At 76.2% G+C, this 20,251-nt stretch carries 15 protein-coding genes and 1 tRNA gene; 12 read left to right on the top strand and 4 right to left on the bottom strand.

From position 1 onward, the window contains the following. Window positions 1-31 precede the first annotated feature (31 nt). The 3 genes from tmk (at window position 32) to ACIGW4_RS26960 (ending at window position 6,711) form a co-directional block, all read left to right on the top strand. Window positions 32-3,316, top strand: a complete 3,285-nt coding sequence (tmk, locus tag ACIGW4_RS26970) for a dTMP kinase (protein ID WP_123453089.1) — start codon at window positions 32-34, stop codon at window positions 3,314-3,316. An 87-nt stretch (window positions 3,317-3,403) separates the two neighbouring features. Further along, window positions 3,404-4,294, top strand: coding sequence for an ABC transporter ATP-binding protein (locus ACIGW4_RS26965; protein WP_399583280.1), 891 nt, complete (start codon window positions 3,404-3,406; stop codon window positions 4,292-4,294). Next, window positions 4,291-6,711, top strand: a complete 2,421-nt coding sequence (locus ACIGW4_RS26960) for an FtsX-like permease family protein (RefSeq protein WP_399583278.1) — start codon at window positions 4,291-4,293, stop codon at window positions 6,709-6,711. The genes ACIGW4_RS26965 and ACIGW4_RS26960 overlap by 4 nt, the downstream gene beginning before the upstream one ends. On the opposite strand, the gene ACIGW4_RS26955 is transcribed toward ACIGW4_RS26960, so the two are convergent. Together ACIGW4_RS26955 and ACIGW4_RS26950 are read right to left on the bottom strand one after the other, a co-directional pair. Continuing rightward, window positions 6,701-7,345, bottom strand: coding sequence for a response regulator transcription factor (locus tag ACIGW4_RS26955; RefSeq protein WP_030692566.1), 645 nt, complete (start codon window positions 7,343-7,345; stop codon window positions 6,701-6,703). The two genes, ACIGW4_RS26960 and ACIGW4_RS26955, sit on opposite strands and share 11 nt — an antisense overlap. Further along, the gene (locus ACIGW4_RS26950; protein ID WP_399583276.1) at window positions 7,333-8,517 is read right to left on the bottom strand and encodes a sensor domain-containing protein; all 1,185 of its coding nucleotides are present in this window, start codon (window positions 8,515-8,517) and stop codon (window positions 7,333-7,335) included. Before ACIGW4_RS26950 ends, ACIGW4_RS26955 begins: the two co-directional genes overlap by 13 nt. A gap of 160 nt (window positions 8,518-8,677) precedes the next feature. Here ACIGW4_RS26950 and ACIGW4_RS26945 point away from each other — a divergent pair, with 160 nt between their 5' ends. From ACIGW4_RS26945 to ACIGW4_RS26930, 4 genes are all read left to right on the top strand, one after another. Continuing rightward, window positions 8,678-8,851 carry a hypothetical protein gene (locus tag ACIGW4_RS26945; RefSeq protein WP_185094569.1) on the top strand — a complete coding sequence of 58 codons (174 nt, stop codon included), beginning with the start codon at window positions 8,678-8,680 and terminating at the stop codon, window positions 8,849-8,851. A gap of 171 nt (window positions 8,852-9,022) precedes the next feature. Continuing rightward, window positions 9,023-10,225, top strand: a complete 1,203-nt coding sequence (locus ACIGW4_RS26940) for a DNA polymerase III subunit delta' (RefSeq protein ID WP_398708309.1) — start codon at window positions 9,023-9,025, stop codon at window positions 10,223-10,225. 65 nt (window positions 10,226-10,290) lie between these two features. Continuing rightward, complete coding sequence (locus ACIGW4_RS26935; RefSeq protein ID WP_399583275.1) at window positions 10,291-11,835, top strand: alpha/beta hydrolase; 1,545 nt, start codon at window positions 10,291-10,293, stop codon at window positions 11,833-11,835. A gap of 84 nt (window positions 11,836-11,919) precedes the next feature. Further along, window positions 11,920-11,993: transfer RNA gene (locus tag ACIGW4_RS26930), tRNA-Thr, on the top strand. A gap of 125 nt (window positions 11,994-12,118) precedes the next feature. Here the strand turns inward: ACIGW4_RS26930 and lepB are convergent. Continuing rightward, window positions 12,119-12,880 (bottom strand): signal peptidase I, encoded by a 762-nt coding sequence (gene lepB / locus ACIGW4_RS26925; RefSeq protein ID WP_359586827.1) that lies wholly within the window; start codon window positions 12,878-12,880, stop codon window positions 12,119-12,121. A 113-nt stretch (window positions 12,881-12,993) separates the two neighbouring features. Then, window positions 12,994-14,178: a LuxR C-terminal-related transcriptional regulator gene (locus ACIGW4_RS26920; RefSeq protein ID WP_399583274.1), complete on the bottom strand. Its 1,185-nt coding sequence runs from the start codon at window positions 14,176-14,178 to the stop codon at window positions 12,994-12,996. A gap of 206 nt (window positions 14,179-14,384) precedes the next feature. On the opposite strand from ACIGW4_RS26920, the gene ACIGW4_RS26915 reads away from it, so the two are divergent. From ACIGW4_RS26915 to ACIGW4_RS26895, 5 genes are all read left to right on the top strand, one after another. Then, window positions 14,385-14,588, top strand: a complete 204-nt coding sequence (locus ACIGW4_RS26915) for a hypothetical protein (protein ID WP_399583273.1) — start codon at window positions 14,385-14,387, stop codon at window positions 14,586-14,588. A gap of 4 nt (window positions 14,589-14,592) precedes the next feature. Then, window positions 14,593-15,477 (top strand): hypothetical protein, encoded by an 885-nt coding sequence (locus ACIGW4_RS26910; protein WP_399583271.1) that lies wholly within the window; start codon window positions 14,593-14,595, stop codon window positions 15,475-15,477. A 229-nt stretch (window positions 15,478-15,706) separates the two neighbouring features. Continuing rightward, the gene (locus tag ACIGW4_RS26905; RefSeq protein WP_399583269.1) at window positions 15,707-16,216 is read left to right on the top strand and encodes a cupin domain-containing protein; all 510 of its coding nucleotides are present in this window, start codon (window positions 15,707-15,709) and stop codon (window positions 16,214-16,216) included. Continuing rightward, window positions 16,213-17,826, top strand: coding sequence for a class I tRNA ligase family protein (locus ACIGW4_RS26900; protein WP_398708320.1), 1,614 nt, complete (start codon window positions 16,213-16,215; stop codon window positions 17,824-17,826). The genes ACIGW4_RS26905 and ACIGW4_RS26900 overlap by 4 nt, the downstream gene beginning before the upstream one ends. After that, entirely contained in the window at window positions 17,819-19,999 is a 2,181-nt protein-coding gene (locus tag ACIGW4_RS26895; RefSeq protein WP_399583267.1) for an FAD-dependent oxidoreductase, read from the top strand. Before ACIGW4_RS26900 ends, ACIGW4_RS26895 begins: the two co-directional genes overlap by 8 nt. Window positions 20,000-20,251: the final 252 nt, after the last annotated feature.

Raw genomic sequence — 20,251 nt, 5'->3', positions numbered from 1 at the left:
GGGAGCAAGGCCGTCCGGATAGGGTGGACGGATGACGCGAGCAGAGCAGCCAGACCGCCTGGGCGATTCCGACGCCGCACTCGTCGCGGATTCCCGGGAGCGCGCCGTACGCGCCCTCTTGCGCCATCAGCCGCTGCGCAGGCTGTGGGGCGCCCACCTGGCCGGCGGCACCGGCGACGCCCTCGCCCTCCTCGTCCTCGTACTCCTCGGCTATCAGGCGGCCGTCGCCGAGGGCGCGCTCGGGGGCGGCTACCGGGGGGCCGCGTTCGCCGTGGCCGCCGTCGTCGGCGCCCGCCTGCTGGCCTCGGTGCTGTTCGGGGCCGTGCTCCTCGGGCCGCTGACCGCGCTCACCGGGCCCGGCGGTCCGCTCGACCGGCGCTGGACCATGATCGGCGCCGACGGGGTGCGGATCGCGCTGCTCGTCGTCGCCCCGCTGTGGATCGACTGGGTCCCCGACAGCGCCCTCTGGTACCTGCTCGGCACGGTCTTCGTCGCCGGCGCGGCCGAGCGGCTCTGGACCGTCGGCCGCGAGGGCGCCGCGCCCGCGCTGCTGCCCGCCCCGCCCCTGGAGGGCGCCGCCGTGCGGCCGCTGCCCGACCACCTCGGCGCGCTGCGCCGGCTGTCCCAGCGGACCGGCTTCCTCGCCGTTCCCGCCGCGGCCGCCGCGCTGCTCGTCGCCACCCTCGTCGGGAACCTGCTGGGTGCCGGGATCGACTGGTTCACGCTGCACCAGGCGGCCCTCGGCTCGTACGTCTCGGCCGGGCTGTTCGCCGCCTCCGTCACCGTCCTGTACGCGATGGCGCTGCCCGGCGAGGAGACGCCCCGGCCCCGCTCGCCGCTGGAGGGCCTGCGCCGGCCGGACCGGAAGGCCGAGGGCGAGGGGAAGGGCCGCACCGGCGCCCTGCCGCTGCTCGTCCTCGCCTCCGCCACCGTCGCCGGGGCGATCGCCGCGGCCGCGTCCCTCGCGGTGCTCCACGCGTACGACCTGGGCGGCGGGCCCGTCACGTACGCCCTCCTGATCCTGGCGCTCAGCGGCGCCACCGCCGTCGGCATCCGCACCGCGGGCTCCGTCCTGCCGGTCCTGTCCCGGCGCCGGCTGCTGGCCCTCGCCATCGCCGTCACCGGCGTCGCCCTGATCGCGATGGGTCTGGTCCCGGACACGGCGACCGTGCTGTTCCTCGCCGCCCTCGCCGGGTACGCGGCCGGGGTCGCCGCCAACACCGGGCACACCCTGATCGACCAGGAGACCGAGGAGCCCCGCCGGGCCCGGACCACCGAGCACCTCCAGGCCGCCGCCCGCGTCGCCATGGGCCTCGGCGCGCTCGCCGCCCCGCTGCTCGCCGCCGCGATCGGGCCGCACCGGCTCGCCTCCGGGGAGTTCGTCTTCGCGCACGGCGGCGCCGCCTTCACGCTCGCCCTCGCCGGTGCCCTGCTGCTTCCGGTCGCCGCGCTCGTCCTCGCGAAGACCGACGACCGGGCGGGCGTCCCGCTCCGCCGCGACCTGCGCGACGCGCTGCGCGGCTCCGACCCGGTCCAGGCGCCCTCCCCGACCGGTTTCTTCATCGCCCTGGAGGGCGGCGACGGCGCCGGGAAGTCCACGCAGGTACAGGCGCTCGCCGAGTGGATCCGCGCCAAGGGCCACGAGGTCGTCGTCACCCGCGAGCCGGGAGCCACGCCGATCGGCAAGCGGCTCCGTTCGATCCTCCTCGACGTGTCGTCGGCGGGGCTCTCGAACCGCGCCGAGGCGCTGCTGTACGCGGCCGACCGCGCCGAGCACGTCGACTCCCTGGTCCGTCCGGCCCTGGAGCGGGGGGCGGTGGTCCTCTCCGACCGGTACATCGACTCGTCCGTGGCCTACCAGGGCGCGGGCCGCGACCTGTCCCCGACGGAGATCGCCCGCATCTCGCGCTGGGCGACCGACGGTCTCGTCCCGAACCTGACCGTGGTCCTCGACGTCTCCCCGGAGACCGCGCGGGAACGGTTCACCGAGGCGCCCGACCGGCTGGAGTCCGAGCCGCCGGAGTTCCACGCGCGCGTACGGGCCGGTTTCCTGGCCCTCGCGGCCGCCGACCCCAGCCGCTACCTCGTCGTCGACGCCGGGCAGGAGCCCGAGGCCGTCACCACCGTCGTGCGCCACCGGCTCGACCGGATGCTGCCGCTCTCCGAGGCCGAGGTGAAGGCCGCGGAGGAGGCCCGCCGCAAGGCCGAGGAGGAGGCCCGGCGCCTGGCGGAGGAGGAGGCCGCCCGCAAGGCCGAGGAGGAGCGCCTGGAGCGCGAGCGGCAGGAGCAGCTCGCCCGGCTCCGCGCCGAGGAGGAGGAGCGCAAGCGGCGCGAGGAGGAAGAGGCGCGCCGGCTGGAGGCCGAACGGCAGGCGGAGGAGGCCCGGCGCAGGGCCGAGGAGGCCAGGCTCGCCGCCGAGGAGGAGCGCCGGCGCCTCGCCGCCGAGGAGAAGGCCCGTCAGGAGGAGCAGGAGCGGCTCCGCAAGGAGGCCGAGGAGGAGGCCCGGCTCCGCAAGGAGGCCGAGGAGCGCCGCCTGGAGAAGCAGCGCAAGGCCGAGGAGGCGCTTCTCCGCGCCGAGGAGGCCCGCCGGGCCGCCGAGGCCGCCGCTGCGGCGAAGGCCGCGGAGGAGGCCGCGGCGAAGGCCGCGGCGGAGAAGCTCGCCTCGGAGGCCGCCGCGAAGGCGGCCCGGGAGCGGGCGGCCGCCGAGCGCGCGGCGGCGGAGCTGGCCGCCGCCGAACGGGCCGAGGCCGCGAAGGCCGCTCGGGAGAAGGCCGCTCGGGAGCGGGAGGCCGCGGAGAAGGCCGCCGCCGGGCGGACGGCCGCGGCGGAGCGGGCCGCTCGTGCCGCCCGGTCGACGGAGGTGTCGGCGAACGAGGTCACCGTGGCGACCCCGGTCGTGCAGCCGGACGCGCCGACCGTCTCGCCGGACGAGGTCACCGTGGAGACGCCGATCGTGAAGCCGGGGACGGCCGAGCGGCCGGAGGCGGAGACCGCCGTCCTGCCGCAGGTCCGGGACCCGCGGGCCGTCGACGAGACGGCCGTGCTGCCTCCCGTACGGGACGCGGGGGCGTCCGACCCCGCCGACCGGGTGCCGCCGGGCATCTTCCGCGACGAGCGCGACGAGCGCGGTGAGTGGAACGAGCCGTACGGGGCCGACGACCGGACCCGGGAGCTGCCCCAGCTCGACGAGAACGGCCGGCCGCGCCGCCGCTCCGACTGGGCGGAGGAGACCCCGCTCGACGACCTGCCGACCCTCGCGGACGAGCTGTTCGGCCCGCACGAGGACGAGGACGAGGGCCCGCGCCGCCGTCGCTGAATCCCGGCGGGGGTGGAGCTGGCTCCACCCCCGCTACGGCAGCCAGCCCCATACCGCTGTGACCTGCGCTTTTCTAGCGTGGTCGGTATGACGACGACAGCAGTGACGGAGAACGGCGCCACCCTCGCCGCCCCCGCCGCGGACGCCATCCCCGCCGCGGACGCCGCCCTCGCCCTGGACGGGGTGAGCCGTACGTACGGGGGCGGGGCGCCCGCGCTCGACGGGGTCGACCTGGTCGTGCCGCGCGGGCGCTTCGTGGCAGTGATGGGCCGGTCCGGTTCCGGGAAGTCCACCCTGCTGCGCTGCGCGGCCGGGCTCGAACGGCCGACGGCCGGGCGGGTACGGATCGGGGGCACCGACCTCGCCACCTTGAAGGCGGCCGGTCTCACCCGGCTCCGGCGGGAGCGGATCGGCTTCGTGTTCCAGTCGCTCAACCTCGTCTCCGCCCTGAACGTGCGGGAGAACGTCACCCTGCCGCTGCTCCTCGCCGGGGCCCGCGAGGGCCGGGCGCTCGACGCCCGCGCCCTGGCCGCCCTCCACGCCGTGGGCCTCGCCGACCGGGCCGAGGACCGGCCCGAGAGCCTCTCCGGCGGCCAGCGGCAGCGGGTGGCGATCGCCCGCGCCCTGATCGACGAGCCCGAGGTCGTCTTCGCCGACGAGCCGACCGCCGCCCTCGACCCGGTCACGGCGGCCGGGGTCCTCGCCCTGCTGCGGCGCGCGGTCGACGAGCGGGGGCGCACGGTCGTCCTCGTCACCCACGACCCGGTGGCCGCCACCTGGGCGGACGAGGCCGTGTTCCTGGACCGCGGCCGGATCGTCGCCCGCCTCGACCACCCGGACGAGGCGGGCGTACGGGAGGCGCTCGGCGCCCGCGCCGCGGCCGGCGCACGGGAGGGGCTCGGCGCCCGCGCCGCGGCCGGCGTGCGAGAGGCGCGCGCCCGTGCCGCGGCCGGCCGTCACTCGGCGGTGGCGCGGTGAGCCGCCCCGGCAACCCCGCCGTGCGGCTGCTTGCCGCCCGGTCGCTGCGGGCCCACCGCAAGGCGTGGGCCGCCGTGTTCGCGGCCGTCGCCGTCACCACCGCGCTGCTCGGCGCCCTGGCCCTCGCGCTGGGCTCCACCGGCCTCGGCCACGCGCGCGTGGAGCGGTACGCCGCCGCGCCCGTCGTCGTCGCCGGCGACCAGGAGGTCCGTCGGACGGCCACGCCGTGGGGCGGCGAGCCGACGACCGAGACGGCGGGCCTGACCGAGCGGGTACGGATCCCCGAGGCGGCCGTCGCCGTCCTGCGGGCCGTGCCCGGAGTGCGGGAGGCGGTGCCGGACGACACGTTCGTCGTACGGGACGGGGGCGCGGGTTCCGCGGGCGCGGCCACGCGCGCGTACACCGGGCGTTCCTGGGAGGCGGCCCGGCTCGCCCCGTACCGGCTGGCCGACGGGCGGGAGCCCCGGAGCGCCGGGGAGGCCGTCGTGGGGGCCGGTCTCGGCGCCGCCGTCGGGGACACCGTGGCCGGCCGCCGGATCGTCGGCGTCGCCGAGGGGCCGGCCGCGCTCTACGTCACGGCGGGGGAGGCGCGGCGGCTCGCCGGGCACCCCGGTGCCGTCGACGCCGTCGGAGTCCTCGCCGAGCCCGGCGTACCGGTGGACGCCCTCCACGCGCGCGTACGGGCCGCCCTGGACGCCGCCGGCCTCAAGGACACCGCCGCGGGGCAGCCACTCCGGGCGCTGACCGGGAACGGCCGGGGCGGCGTCGAGCACCTCGGCGCGCCGCCCGCGCGCACCGAGCTCCTCCAGCTCCTCGCGGCCGTCTCCGGGACCCTCGTCCTGGTCGCCGTCCTCGTCCTCGCCTCGCTCGTCGCGCAGGCCCTCCAGCAGCGCGCCGCCGAGCGGGAACTGCTGCTCTCGGTCGGTGCGACGCCCCGTCAGGTGCGGGGCGCGGCGGGCCGGGAGGTGGCCCGGGTGGCGGGTGCGGCGGCGCTGCTCGGCGCGCTCGCGTCCGTACCGGCGTTCCTAGCGCTGTGGTCGGCGCTGCGGGCCCGTACCGGAGTCGTACCGGAAGGACTCGAACTGCCCACCCCGCCCTGGCTGTTCGCCGCCGTCCTCGTCGTCGCCGCCCTCGTGGTGGGCATCACCCGGCTCGTGGTCCTCTTCGCGGCCCGGCGGCCGGGCCGTGCGGGGAAGGGCGGCGCCCGCCGTGTCGCCGGGCTCGTGCTGCTCGCGCTCGGCGCGGGCTCGGCCGGTACGGCCGCGCTGCAGGGCGGCGACGCGGCCGCCGCGGCGGCCGGGGCGGCCACGGTGACGCTGGTCGCCGGGTGCGCGCTGCTCGGGCCGTGGATCGCGCGGGCCGCGACGACGGTCCTGGACAGGCCGTTCCGGTGGTTCGGCGGCGCGCCCGGGCGGCTCACCGCGGCCGGTGCCGCCGCCCACTCGCGCCGGCTCGGGGCCGCGCTCGTGCCCGTCGTCCTCGTCACCTCCTTCGCCGTCGTGCAGCTCTCGGCCGGCGCCACCATGGAGCGGGCCGCCGCCGCGCAGGCGCGGGCCGCGACCACCGCCGACCTGGCCTTCTCCGGCACCACGGCGGAGCGGGTGCGCGAGCTCCCGGGGGTGGAGGCGGCCACGGACGTGCTGCGGTCGACCGTGGTCCTGGCCCGCACCGAGGCCGGCACGCCGCGCCTGGACCGGCTCCCGGTCCTCGGCGTGGACGCCGAGGGCCTTGCGGGCACGCTCGACCCCGGCGTCGTCGCGGGCGACCTGGCCGGGCTCGCCGCGGCGGGCACGGTCGCGGTCGGCGCGGACACGGCCGAGTCCCTGGAGGTGGGGCCCGGTTCGACGGTGGAGCTGCGGCTCGGCGACGGGACGCCGAAGCGGCTGCGGGTGGTCGCGGTGTACGAACGCTCGCTCGCCCTCGGCGAGTTCCTCCTGCCGAAGGGCGAACTGGCCCCGCACATGAGCGACCCGTACCCCGCGCGCGTACTGGCGGCGGGACCCGCGGGCTCCGCCCCCGTCGCGCCCGAGGCGGTGACGCTGCCCGGGGCCGAGCTGAACGGGATCGTCTCCGGCGGGATCGTCGCGGCGATCGGCGGGCTCACGGTCCTCTCCGTCCTGAGCACCCTCGCCCTGATCGGCGCCGGGCGGCGCGGCGAACTGGGACTGCTCCGCCAGGTCGGCGCCTCGGCGGGCCAGTTGCGCCGGATGCTCGGCCTGGAGGCGGGGTTCCTGACCGCGACGGGCCTGCTCGTCGGGCTCGTGGTGGGCGCGCTGCCGCTGACCGCCTTCGCCTGGGCGCTCACCGGCGGCCTGCCGTACCTGCCGCCCGCACAGGCGGGCGCGATCGCGGGCGTCGTCCTGGTGACGGTGGTCGCGGGCGTGTTCGGGCCGTCCCGGGCGACGCTCAGGCGTTGAGGTACGCGAGGACGGCGAGGACCCGGCGGTGACCGCCGCTGTCGGTCGGCGGCAGGCCGAGCTTCAGGAAGACGTTCCCGATGTGCTTGTGCACGGCCCGCTCGGTGACCACCATCGAGCGGGCGATCGTGCCGTTGTCGTGGCCCTGCGCCATCAGCTCCAGGACCTCGCGCTCGCGGGGCGTGAGGGAGTCCAGCGGGTCGTCGCGGCGACGGGCCATCAGTTCGGTGACGACCTCCGGGTCCAGGGCCGTACCGCCGGCCGCGACCCGTTCCAGGGCGTCCAGGAACTCGTCGACCCGGCCCACCCGGTCCTTCAGGAGGTAGCCGACGCCCCGCGCGCCACCGCCCAGCAGCTCGGCCGCGTACGTCTCCTCCACGTACTGCGACAGCACCAGCACCGGCAGCTCCGGGAGCCGCTCGCGGGCCGCGAGCGCCGCCCGCAGCCCCTCGTCGCGGAAGCCGGGCGGCAGCCGCACGTCGAGGACGGCCACGTCCGGCCGGTGCTCCAGGAGCAGCGGCAGGATCTCGGGGCCGGTGGCCGCGACGCCCGCGACCTCGTGGCCGGACGAGGTCAGCAGCAGCACCAGGCCCTCCCTGAGGAGGGCGTTGTCCTCGGCGATCACCACACGCACGGAAGCTCCACTTCGATCACGGTCGGCCCCCCGACGGGGCTGGTCAACCGTACGGTGCCGTCGAGCGCGGCGACCCGGCGCCGCATCCCCGTCAGGCCGGAGCCGCCGCTCTCGCCGGCCTCGGCCCCGCCGCGCCCCTCGTCCCGCACGCGCACGCGCAGGGCGGCCGGTTCATGGGACAGGGAGACGGCGGCGCGGGCGGCGCCGCTGTGCTTGGCGGCGTTCGTGAGCGCCTCGGCGACCACGAAGTACGCGGCGGCCTCGACGGCGGCCGGGGCGCGGGGGCCGTCCTGGTCGTGGTCGCCGAGGCCGGTCACCGAGACCGCCGCCTCCAGGCCGCTGCTCGCGGCGAGGGCCCGTACCGCTCCGGTCAGGCCGCGGTCGGTGAGGATCGGCGGATGGATGCCGCGCACCACGTGCCGCAGCTCCGCCAGCGCCTCCTCGGCCTGGGTCTGGGCGTCGTCGAGGAGTTTGCGGGCGGTCGCGGGATCGGATTCGTACGCGCGCCGGGCGAGCCCGATCCGCATGGACAGCGCCACCAGACGGGCCTGCGCGCCGTCGTGGAGGTCGCGTTCGATCCGGCGCAGCTCGGCGCCGTGCGCGGCGATCGCGCCCGCCCGGGTGGCCGTGAGCTGCTCGATCCGGGCGGCGAGGGCGGCGTCCCGGGTGGCCGACGGGGCCGGCGTGAGCAGCGCGCGCGACCACTCCGCCGCCAGGCCCGCGAGCCGCCCGATCAGCGGCAGGGCCACCGGCGGCCGCCCGGCGAGGCCGGTCAGGAAGCCGTCGACGAGCAGCGCGGGCGCCCAGAGGATCATCGACAGGTACCAGAGCACCAGGCCGTAGAGCAGCTGCGCGGCGGCCCAGACCAGGTCCTGTCGGGTGCCCGGGTCGACGACCGCGGTCCGCACGCGCGCGGGGAGGGGGCCTTCGAGCGGCAGGTACGCCTCGGGGACGGGCGTCCCGGTCCACGCGGCCGTGCGGCGCCGCTCCCGGCCGGCGAGCCGGCGCAGCAGCAGCACGCTCTCGGGGAGCACGCCGGCGCCGATGACCGTGAGGGTGACGACGGAGGTGAAGAGGACGACGCCCGCCATCAGGTAGCACAGGAGGGAGATCGCGGCCCCTACCGTGAGGTGGAGCCACGCCCGGGCCGCTTCCTTGATCGCCTCACGCATGGAGCCAGGGTAGGCGGCGGCTCCGGGGGAGACGGTGGAGCGGGCTACACCATCGCTCCGGGAGCGGGCACGGCTGTGCGGGGAGACGGCGTCGACCAGGATCGAAGAGCCGCCGGAACCCCGGCGGCGACACCCGGAAACCGCCCCACGGAGGCATCCCATGCGCGCCCTTCTCTGGCTGCTGCTCACCGCGAGCGTCCTGGCCAATGTCTTCGTCGGCACCTTCGCCGGCTGGACCGGCGGCCTCCAGGTCGCCGGGAGCGTCGGCACGGGAGCGGTGCTCCTCGGCTCCGCGACCGGCCTGTGGCTGACCAGGCCCCGCGGCGAGGGCTGAGGGGGAGGCTCCCACAGGCCGGCGGGGGAGGGGAGGAAGTCCCACAGTCCGCCGGGGCTGGGGAGGCGGAGGTTCTCCACGGGTCGACGGGGCCGGGGAGGCTCCCACAGGCCGACGGATGCTGTCAGAGCGCTGCCCCACAATGGAGGACGTACCTGAGGAGGGGCAGACATGGCCGTATGGGACGACCTGGTCGGACAGACCCGGGTCGAGGAGCAGCTCGCCGCCGCCGCGCGCGACGCCGACGCGCTCGTCACCGCCCACGCCGCCGGCGAGCCGGCGCCCGACGCCTCCAAGATGACCCACGCCTGGCTCTTCACCGGCCCCCCGGGCTCGGGCCGGGCGACCGCGGCGCGCGCCTTCGCCGCCGCGCTGCAGTGCGTGAGCCCCGACCGGGCGCTCGGCGGGGCGCCGGGCTGCGGCTTCTGCGACGGCTGCCACACGACCCTCGTCGGGACGCACGCGGACGTCGAGATCGTCCGTACGGACCTGTTGTCCATCGGCGTGAAGGAGACCCGCGACCTCGTCCGGCGCGCCCAGCTCTCCCCGGCGGGCGGCCGCTGGCAGGTCATCGTCCTGGAGGACGCGGACCGGCTCACCGAGGGCGCGGGGAACGTGCTCCTGAAGGCCGTGGAGGAGCCCGCGCCGCGCACGGTCTGGCTGCTCTGCGCGCCCTCCCTGGAGGACGTGCTGCCCACGATCCGCTCCCGCTGCCGCCACCTGACCCTGCGCACCCCGCCGGTGGAGGCCGTCGCCGACGTGCTCGTGCGGCGCGACGGCATCGAGCCGGAGACGGCGCACGCCGCGGCCCGGGCCACCCAGGGGCACATCGACCGGGCGCGGCGGCTCGCCACCGACGAGCGGGCCCGCGCGCGCCGGTCCGTCGTCCTGAAGCTGCCGCTGCGGATCGACGACGTCGGCGGCTGCCTCAAGGCGGCGCAGGAGCTGGTCGACGCGGCCGCGGAGGACGCGAAGCAGCTCGCGGAGGAGACCGACGTCAAGGAGACCGAGGAGCTGAAGGCGGCCCTCGGCGCGGCGCAGGGCGGGCGGATGCCGCGCGGCACGGCCGGGGCGATGAAGGAGCTGGAGGAGCGGCAGAAGCGGCGCAGGACGCGGACGCAGCGCGACAGCCTGGACCTCGCGCTCACCGACCTGACCGGCTTCTACCGTGACGTCCTGGCCCTCCAGCTCCGCTCCCGCACGGCGCTGGCGAACACGGACGTGCAGGACGCGCTGGAGCGGATCGCCCGCGACACCACCCCGGAGCGGACCCTGCGCCGCATCGAGGCGATCCTCGCCTGCCGCAAGGCCCTCGACCGGAACGTGGCGCCGCTGCTCGCGGTGGAGGCGATGACGATGGCGCTGCGGGGCTGACTCCGGCGTCCCGGCCCCGGAGGGCGATTGGACACGATCCGTACCGGTACGGATACGCTCCGGGGATGGACTCCAGGCGCTTGCTCCGCACGACCGCCACGGCCCTCGCGGCCGCCGGACTGATCCTCTCCGGCTGCTCGGGCGGGAGCGGCGCCGCCGCGCCCCGGACGGCCGCGCCTGCGCCCTCCTTCGCGCCCGAGGCGCCGAAGCTGAAGAAGTACTACGAGCAGAAGCTGAAGTGGCGCGACTGCGGCGTCGAGGGTTTCCAGTGCGCCACCCTGCGGGCCCCGCTCGACTACGCGAAGCCGGACGGGGAGGAGGTCGAGCTCGCGGTCTCCCGGGCCCGGGCCACCGGCCCCGGCAAGCGGCTCGGCTCGCTCCTGGTCAACCCCGGCGGGCCCGGCGGCTCCGCCGTCGGCTACCTCCAGGGGTACGCGGGCATCGGCTATCCGGCACCCGTCCGCGCCCGCTACGACATGGTGGCCGTCGACCCGCGCGGCGTGGCCCGCAGCGCGCCCGTGGAGTGCCTGACGGGCCCGCAGATGGACACGTACACGCAGGTCGACCAGACCCCCGACGACACGGCGGAGGTCAACGCGCTCAGCGCGGCCTTCAAGGACTTCGCGGCCGGCTGCGAGAAGAGGTCGGGGAAGGTCCTGCCGCACGTCTCCACCGTCGAGGCGGCCCGCGACATGGACGTCCTGCGGGCGGTGCTCGGCGACGGGAAGCTCACCTACGTGGGGGCTTCGTACGGCACGTTCCTCGGCGCCACCTACGCCGAACTGTTCCCCGACCGGGTCGGCAGGCTCGTCCTCGACGGGGCGATGGACCCCTCGCTCTCCGCGCTCGACCTCAACCGGGACCAGACCGGCGGCTTCGAGACCGCCTTCCGCGCCTTTGCCGCCGACTGCGTCCGGAAGCCGGACTGCCCCCTGGGCACCGGGTCCGTCGCCGCGGCCGGGGAGGCGATGAAGAAGTTCTTCCGCGACGTGGACGCCAAGCCCGTGCCCACGGGGGAGGGCCGGGAGCTCGGCGAGTCCCTCGCCACCACGGGCGTGATCGCCGCCATGTACGACGAGGGCGCCTGGCCCCAGCTGCGCGAGGCCCTCGCCCAGGCGAGGGGCGGCGAGGGCTCCGGGCTGCTCGCGCTGGCCGACAGCTACTACGAGCGCGAGACGGACGGCACGTACGCCAACCTGATGTTCGCCAACGCGGCCGTGAACTGCCTGGACCTGCCGCCCGCCTACCGTGACGCCGCGGCCGTCGAGAAGGCCGTCCCGTCCTTCGAGAAGGCCTCCCCGGTCTTCGGCGCGGGCCTCGCCTGGGCCGCCCTCAACTGCACCTACTGGCCCGCCCCGCCCACCGGCCGGCCGCACCGCATCACCGCCGAGGGCGCCGCCCCGATCCTCGTCGTCGGCACCACCCGCGACCCGGCCACCCCGTACCACTGGGCGCAGTCCCTGGCAGACCAGCTCTCCTCCGGCACCCTGCTGACCTACGAGGGCGACGGCCACACCGCCTACGGCCGGGGCAGCGACTGCATCGACACGGCGATCAACACCTACCTCCTGGAAGGCACCCCTCCGGCAGACGGAAAGCGCTGCTCGTAGGCCTGATCCGGGGGTGGTCGGAGCACCTCCGGAAACTGTGTAGACTTGGCGACGCTGCTGCACCACGATGTGTCTGCACAGCACGCCGCCTTAGCTCAGTTGGCCAGAGCAACGCACTCGTAATGCGTAGGTCTCGGGTTCGAATCCCGAAGGCGGCTCAGAGAAAGGCCAGGTCAGACATTGTCTGACCTGGCCTTTTCTGTTTCCCGGAAAGCTGAGGGCCCGGTGGCCCGGGGCGGGTGCCCCGGGCGGTTTCGTCAGTGGGTGAGGCCCGGCTGGTCGGTCAGTGGGTGAGGCCCGGCTGGTCGAAGGTGTCCGGGACGGGGAGGGTCGACCAGTGGGAGAGCGGCCAGGCGACCACGACGGCGCGGCCGACCACGTCCGTGACGGGCACCATGCCGCCCCGGGGGTCGTTCCGGTGGTAGCGGGAGTCCTGTGAGCTCTGCCGGTGGTCGCCCATCACCCACAGGTGGCCGGCGGGGACCGTGACCTTGAACTGGCCTTCCGGGTCCGTGCTGCAGGCCGTGTTCCCCTGGAAGACGTACGGCTCGGTCAGGGCCTTGCCGTTGACCTTCAGGGGGCCCGTGCCCTTGCACTCGACGGTGTCGCCGGCGACGCCGACGACCCGCTTGATGAGGTGCTGTTCCCCGGCCGCCGGCATCAGGCCCACGAAGCCCAGGGCCTTCTGCAGCGTGGTGGGCTCCGTCACCGGCCGTCCCACCAGCCAGTCGCCGGGGTCGCGGAAGACCACGACCTCGCCCCTGTCGGGTTCCGCGCCGAACCACGGCGTGAGCTTGTCGACCAGGACCCGGTCGTCGACCTGCAGGGTGTTCTGCATCGATCCCGAGGGGATCAGGAACGCCTGGAGCAGGAACGTCTTGATCAGGAACGCCAGCACGAGCGCGATCCCCGCGAGGAACGGCAGCTCGATCCAGAAGGGGCGGCGCCGTTTCGCGGCGCGGCCGGCCGCCGGGGCGGCCCCGTCCGGAGGGCTTCCCTCCGGGCCCTCCCGTTCGGATCGCTCCTCGGTCGCCAAGTCGCTCATGTCCACCCTGACTTCGTCGTGTCCGTGTCGTCTGCACGGACCCTATGCCCGGGAGCGCCCGTACGGCGGCCCCGGACCGCTCTTCACCACGTACGGGTGACCCCGCGGTCCCCTCAGGGGCCCGGCTGCTCGCGCTCCTGCTGCGCCAGGAGGTAACCGGCCTGGAAGCGGCTCTCGGCGCCCAGGGCCGCCATCACGTCGGCGACGTGACGGCGGCAGCTGCGGACGGAGAGGCCCAGGCGCCGGGCGATCGCCGCGTCCGTCAGGCCCTCGGTGAGCAGGCGGACGATCGTCTGCTTCAGCTCGTCGGAGATGTCCATGATGGTCTGCCGGTCCCACTCCGTCTCGAACGGCAGGGCCTCCAGCCACAGTCGCTCGTACGCGCCCACCATGAACGCGACCACGTGCGGCTCGCGGACCAGGACCGCCGCGTGCGGGTCGTCCGGGACCGGGATGACCGCCGTCGAGCGGTCGAAGACGAGCATCCTCATGAACTCGTCGTCCAGGGTGCGGACCTGGGCGCCGAGCCGGCCGATCCGCTCCACGTAGGCGCAGGTTCCCGAGGAGAAGCGGGCGGTGTGCTGGTAGAGGACGCGCATCCGGACGCCGCGGCGCAGGAGTTCCTCGTCGCGGGCCACCGCCTCCTCCAGGACCTCGGCGCGCCGGCCGCCGCCCGGCTGCGCCGTCATGACCTCGCGCTCGCAGGTCCGGCCCAGTTCGGTGATGGCCTCCCGCACCGCGCGGAGGTCGGTGAGCAGCTCCACGTACTCCGCCTGCCGCAGGTGCGTCAGCCGGAGCAGGTGGGACTCGTACAGCGGCATGAAGGCCATCAGCTGCTCACGGGTGCGCTCCATGTGCTGGCGGCGGGCGCGCATCTCGCGTTCCAGCGGCCCCAGGGTGCGCTGGACGGCCTCGTCCGGCGCCACCGGGAGCACCGCCCGCTCCGGGGTGCGGCGCAGCAGGCCCATGTCGAGGAGGGCCGAGACGGCCGACTCCACCCGGGAGAGCGGCAGTTCGAGTTCCGCCGCGAGGTCGGCGGAGTGCGCGGGCGGCTGGGCCGGGTCCCGGGCCAGGAGGCAGGTGTAGACCCGGGTCAGGGGGTCTTCGGGGTCCTCGGAGGGGGGCGCGGGGGAGGTCGCTCGCGTTGCTCCTGCCGTTCCTGTTGCTCCTGTTGTTTCTGCCGTTCCCGTTGCTGCTGTTGTTCCCGTTGCTCCCGCCGTCCCTGCCGTTTCCGTCGGAGCGGCGGAGTCCGGAGTTCCGTCCTCGCTCTGGGCCCGCAGTACGTCTGGTATCGCCACCTTTTCCCCCGTTTGTGACGGCGTCCTCTTGCTGCCATGCAGCCTAATGAGCCATGCGGTCCGCCCCATAGTCATGCCGCCCTGGATACGTTCGTACCACCGCCCACAAGGTCAAAGCGCACCAAGCTCGCGCAGCCAGCGAACATCGCGAACCCCCACGAAAACCCACGACTCACCCTCGCCGAAGCGGAAAGAGAGCACACGACATGAAGCGGCGGATCCTCACCACCCTCCTCACCACCCTGGTCGTCGGCCTCGCGGGCCTCGCCACCGTCACCGCCGACGCCGTCACCGGCGGCACCGGCACGAACGACACCGGCTGGGGCGCGGCCGTCCTCACCGGCGCGTACGACACCGGCTGGGGCGCGCCCGCCGCCGGCGCCGACACGAACGACACCGGCTGGGGGTGACCCGGTGACCCTGCTCGACTGCACCCTGCGCACCGGCGGACGGCTCACCGGCGGATCCGTGCCCCCCGCGCTGGCCGCCGACTACCTCGCGGTCTGCGCGCGGCTCGGCATCGACGTCATCGAGCTGGGCGACGTCCACGACCCCGCCGACCGCTCCGCCCCGCGCGGCGCGCTGCTGCCGGTCCCGCTCCCCGAGCGCTACGGCCCCCGCTTCTCCGTCCTCCTCGACACCGCGCACCTGCCCGCCTCGGACGCCGCCGCCACGGCCTCCGCCGGGCGGATCGCCGACGCCCTGGCCGCGGGACCCGTGTCCGTCGGCCTCGTCCGCCTCGCCGTCCGGTACGACCGGGTGGCCCGCGCCGCCGCCCCGCTGCACCGCCTGCGGGAAGCCGGCTTCGGCGTCTGCCTCCTGCTCACCCACATCGACCTCGCCTCCTACCCGGAGCTCGACCGCTGTCTCGGCGAGAGCGCCGCACTCGGCCCGCTCGACGCCGTCTTCCTCGTCGACTCCCTCGGCTCGCTCCGCCCCGAGCGCGTCATCGAACTCGTCCAGTCCACCCGCGCCGCCGTGTCCGCCCCCGTCGGCATCCACGCCCACGACAACCAGGGCTTCGCCCTGCACAACACCGTCGTCGCCGGAAGCGCCGGAGCCACCTGGCAGGACGCCGCCGTGCACGGGATCGGCCCGGGCGCCGGCCTGACCCGTACCGAGCAACTGCTCGCCCTCCTCGGCGCCACGCCCACCGACCTCGCGCCCCTCCTCGGGCTCATCGCCACCCACGTCGCGCCGCTCAAGCAGCGGTACGGGTGGGGGGCCGGGCCCCGGCAGGTCATGGCCGGCCTCGCCCGGATCCCGGTCGCCTCGGTGACGGGCCTCGGGCCCCGGTAGCCCCACCACCACTGAGCCTCAGCCGCCTCTGCAGTCCCAGCCGCCCCCGCAGCCTCCGCGCCCGACCGCGCCGCACCCGCCCCGACCGCGTCGCACCCGTCCCGACCGCGTCGCACCCGTCCCGACCGCGCCGCACCCGTCCCGACCGCGCCCACACCCGCCCCGAACGCGCCCGCACCCGTCCCGACCGCGCCCGCACCCCACCGCGCCCGCAGTCCCTGGAGACCCCATGCCCTTCACCTCGCCCATCCTGCCGCCCGGAGAACCGGCCCCCGCCTCCACTCCGTACCGCGGCCTTCCCCCGAAGACCGGAGACGCCCCCATGGCCGACCGCCGCTTCCGCATCGACCGCAGCGCCGCCACCGAGGAGTTCGGGCTCGCCTGCCAGCGGATCATCCCCTGGTCGGGCGGGGACGCCGAGCCGCCCGTCGGCGCCATGGCCTGCTTCCTGAAGCCCGGCGGGGACTCCGACCCCGACTGCCACAACCAGGACGAGGTCATGGTCATCCTCGGCGGCACCGGGAGCGTGACCCTCGACGGGCGCCCGGAGCCCCCGTTCCGCACCGGCGACATCGTCGTGCTGCCCCGGAACCAGGAGCACGTCGTCCACAACACCGGCGACACCGAGCTGAGCTGGCTCTCCCTCTACTGGCCGCTGCGCGAGCCCGCCATCCGTACCGACAACGAGACCGGCGACGAGGCCGGCAACGAGACCGACAACAAGGAGGTCGCCGCGTGAGCGCCGACGTGTCCACCCACTGGATCACCGCCACCCCGCCCACCCCCAACGGCGACCTCCACATCGGCCACCTCGCCGGGCCCTACCTCGCCGGCGACGTCCTGCGCCGCTTCCTCGCCGCCGAGGGCACCGGCACCGTCCGCTACACCACCGGCCTCGACGACCACCAGAGCTACGTGCCCGTCCGCGGCCTCAACGACGGCGGGCGCAAGGGCGAGGAGGTCGCCGACGGCTACGGCGCCTCCATCGAGTCCGTGTGGCGGCAGGCCGGCGCCGACTTCGACGCGATCGTCCGCCCGCGCCGCGACGTCGGCTACCAGTCGGCCGTCCAGGAGTTCTTCAGCCGCCTGTACGACGCCGGGCACATCGTCGCCCGCACCCGCCCCCTGCCGTACTGCGCCGACTGCGAGCGCTGGCTGTACGAGGCCTACCTCAAGGGCGACTGCCCGCACTGCGGCTCCGGCTCCAACGGCAACGCCTGCGAGCCCTGCGGCCGCCCCAACGACTGCGCCGACCTCGCCGACCCCGTCTGCACCGGCTGCGGCGCAACCCCCGAACTCCGCGACTGCGAGCGGCTCTACTTCCCCCTCGCCCCCTGGGAGGAGCAGCTCACCGCCTTCTGGGACCAGGTCGACATGCCGCCGCACCTGCGCTCCCTCTGCGAGCGGATGCGGGCCGAGGGCCTCCCCGAGATCGCCGTCAGCCACCCCTCCGAGTGGGGCGTCCCGGTGCCCGTCGAGGGCTTCACCGAGCAGCGGATCTACGTCTGGTTCGAGATGGCCCCCGGCTACCTCCTGGAGTGGACCGGCGCCGGCGAGACCGGCCCCGCGCCCGCCCCCGTCCAGTTCTTCGGCTTCGACAACGGCTACTTCCACGCCCTGCTGTTCCCCGCCGCCTTCCGGGCGTACGACCCCGGGATCGCGCTGCCGAAGGCCTTCGTCGTCAACGAGTTCTACCGGCTCGAAGGGCTCAAGTTCTCCACCAGCAGGCGCCACGCCATCTGGGCGCACGAGGAGCTCGCCCGGACGAGCGCGGACGTCCTGCGTTACCACGTCCTCTCCGACCGCCCCAACGGCCGCCAGACCAGCTTCGGTTCCACCGCCCTCGAACTCAGCCGCAGCCGGCTCGCCGAGCGCTGGGACGGCTGGCTCGGCCGACTGCTCACCGCCGTCGCCGAGTCCGCCGACGGGTCCGCGCCGGCCGAGGCGCCCCGGGGACCGGCGTGGGAGCGGTTGCGCGCCCGACTGACCGAGACCGTCGGGCAGTTGAGGGAGGCGTACGGCGCGGAGATCGGCGGCTACGACGCGCGGCGCGCGATCGCGCTGCTCGACGAAGTCGTCTGCCTCGCCGAGGACTTCGGATACGTGAACGGCTTCGAGGCCGAGCGTCCGGACGGCGCCGCCGCGCACCGCTCCGCGCTCTCCGCCCAGCTCGCCGTCGCCGCCGCCCTGTCCGCCTGGGCCGCGCCCGCCCTCCCGTACGGCTCCGCCCGGCTCGCCGCCCTCCTCGGCCTCGCTCCGGAGCCGCGCCGGGTGGACGCGGAGGCCCTCGCCCCGCTCGCCCCGGGGACACCGGTGGCGGCCTGGCCCGGGGCGGTCTTCAGTGCCTGACGCGGAGTTCCTGCCGCGCGGCGCCGTCGTCGGGCCCTTCTCCGGGCCCCGGGCCGCCTGGGGCGAGCACCTGGAGCGGGCGGCCGAACGGTACGGCACGGCCGTGAACTGGGAGCTGTACGACGACCGCGGGGAGGCCGAGACGGCCCGGCAGATCGCCGAGGCGGTCGTCGCCGAGGGCCGGCACGCCCTGGTCGTCGGGCACTTCAACAGCGCCGGTGCGGCGGCCGCCCTCCCCGTCTACCGGGCCGCCGGACTCCCCGTCCTCCTCCCGCTGGCCACCACCCCCGGCCTCCTCGCCGACGGCGCCGGCACCCTCCTGCGCTGGTGCCCGGACGACCGCGCCCAGGCGGCCGACCTGCTCGCCGCGGTACGGGACGCGGGGCACACCCGGGTCGCCGTCACGCACGACGGCAGCGCGTACGGGAAGCGGCTCGCCCTGCTCGTACGGGACGCCCCGGCGGTCGCGCGGCCGACGCCGCTCATACGGGACGCCTCGGTGGTCGCACGGTCGACCCCGTCCGTACGGGACGCCTCGGCGGCCGTGCGGCCCGCCGTCCCGTCGGGGGCCGTGGTCTCCGACGGCAGCGGGCCCGCCACGGGCGCCGTACCGGTGCCCGCCGCCCTGACCGGGCCCTCCCCGGACGTCCTCGACGGGCCGGAAGGCGGGGACGCCACGGCGCTCACCGCACTCGTCGTCTGCGGCACCCACGTCGGGGCCGCGCGGGCGGCCCGGGAGTGGCGGGCGGCCGGGTTCGAGGGCGCGTTCTGGTTCACCGACGACTGCGCGGTGGACGAGTTCGCCGAACTCCTCGGTCCTGTCGCCTCCTCGTACGTCGCCCGGATGCGCGGCGGGCCCGAAGCCCACGTGGACGCGGCCTTCGCCGCCGCCACCGCCGCGCTCGCCGAGGACCCGACGCGCACCGGACGCACCCTCCTCGCCGCCGTACGCGCCCACGCCGACCGGGGGTTCACCGCGCTCGGCGAACCCGAGCCCGGGAGCGTGGGATGGGACCTCGTGCCCGTGCCCCCTGCGGCCGGCACGCCGGCCCCCCGGACCGCCGGGCGGCACGGGCGGGCCTACGACGTCATCGTCGTCGGCGCCGGGGTCGTCGGCTCCGCCACCGCCTCCGCCCTCGCCCGGCACGGCGCGCGGGTCGCGCTCGTCGCCCCCATGGACGGGCGGGACGAGCACGCCACCGCCTGGTCCGGCGGGCTCGTCCGGTCCTTCGAGGCCGACCCGTACCTGCGCGGGCTCGCCCTCCGCAGCCACCACCTCGCCTGGGGGCCCGCCGCGCTCGCGCCGGGGCCGTACGGCTTCATGACCACCGGGTCGCTCGTCCTCTGCGGCGACGCCGACCTGGAACAGGCCGAGAAGGGCGTCGCCGAGCTCAACGGGGCCGGCGTGCCGGCGGAGCTGCTGGACCCGGGCGTGCTCGGGGCCCGCTTCCCCGGACTCTCCGTCGACGGCGTCACCGCCGCCGTCTGGGAACCCCAGGCCGGTTACGCCGACCCGCCCCGCACCGCACGCGTCTACCGCGACCGCGCCCTCGCCCACGGGGCCCGGCTGCTGCCCGCCCGGGTACGCGAACTCGACGCACCACCCGGCGCCGACCGGGTCCGCGTCCTCCTCGAACCCGGCGGTCCCGTCGAGGCCTTCGCCGTCGTCCTCGCGGCCGGCGGCGGCACGGGAGAGATCGCCGGGCACCGGCTCAGCGGCGCGGACGCCGGACGCACCAAGAGCATCCGGTACGGCTTCTTCCACCACCCCGCCACCGCCGGCCTGCCGACCGTCGTCGACATGGTCAGCGGCGTCTGGGGCCGGCCCCAACTCACCGGCGAGGCGGCCGACGGCTACATGGCCGGACGGCCCGTCGACGAATGGGACGTACCCCCGGGCGGGCTCGCCACGCTGACCGACGAGCACGTGGCGTACATACGCCAGGGGGCGGCCGCGCGGTGGCCCTGGCTCGCCGATCCCGCCACCCGCTTCCTCGGCGGGCGCCAGGGCGTCGACCTCTACACACCGCACTCCCGGCCCCACCTCGGCCGTGAACGGCCCGGCAGCCGGATCGTGCTCGCCACGGGGTGGTCGGGGGCGGGGTTCAAGACGGCGCCGGCGGCGGGGGAGCTTGCGGCGGCGGAGGCGCTGGACGTCCTGGAAGCCACCTGACCCCCACGCGACCCCGTCTTCCCGGACCCGCCCTTCCCGGGCCCCGTCCTCCCGTCCGGTGCGGGCCCGCCGCCCGCCGGGGCGGTGCCCCTCCCGCGCCCGCTGCGTGGGGCCCGCGCCCTGCGGGGCGGCTCCCACCCCCGTGCGGGCAGTCGTTCCGCTGGGGCGGGACGGGTGGGCACACGGGACGGCGCCCTTCAGTGGCGCCTCCGCGTTCCGCGCCTGAACCCGCACCACCAGTGCGGCGCACCT

Origin of the sequence: Streptomyces sp. NPDC053513, from assembly GCF_044544765.1 — a bacterium.
Taxonomy (GTDB): Bacteria; Actinomycetota; Actinomycetes; order Streptomycetales; family Streptomycetaceae; genus Streptomyces; species Streptomyces litmocidini.
Note: the sequence above shows the minus strand (reverse complement) of the source record. Positions and strands in the feature narration are given on the sequence as shown.

Coding starts and splice junctions, on each gene's coding strand:
- tmk (WP_123453089.1), top strand. CDS start 32: ATGACGCGAGCAGAGCAGCCAGACCGCCTGGGCGATTCCGACGCCGCA.
- ACIGW4_RS26965 (WP_399583280.1), top strand. CDS start 3,404: ATGACGACGACAGCAGTGACGGAGAACGGCGCCACCCTCGCCGCCCCC.
- ACIGW4_RS26950 (WP_399583276.1), bottom strand. CDS start 8,517: ATGCGTGAGGCGATCAAGGAAGCGGCCCGGGCGTGGCTCCACCTCACG.
- ACIGW4_RS26945 (WP_185094569.1), top strand. CDS start 8,678: ATGCGCGCCCTTCTCTGGCTGCTGCTCACCGCGAGCGTCCTGGCCAAT.
- ACIGW4_RS26940 (WP_398708309.1), top strand. CDS start 9,023: ATGGCCGTATGGGACGACCTGGTCGGACAGACCCGGGTCGAGGAGCAG.
- ACIGW4_RS26935 (WP_399583275.1), top strand. CDS start 10,291: ATGGACTCCAGGCGCTTGCTCCGCACGACCGCCACGGCCCTCGCGGCC.
- lepB (WP_359586827.1), bottom strand. CDS start 12,880: ATGAGCGACTTGGCGACCGAGGAGCGATCCGAACGGGAGGGCCCGGAG.
- ACIGW4_RS26915 (WP_399583273.1), top strand. CDS start 14,385: ATGAAGCGGCGGATCCTCACCACCCTCCTCACCACCCTGGTCGTCGGC.
- ACIGW4_RS26905 (WP_399583269.1), top strand. CDS start 15,707: ATGCCCTTCACCTCGCCCATCCTGCCGCCCGGAGAACCGGCCCCCGCC.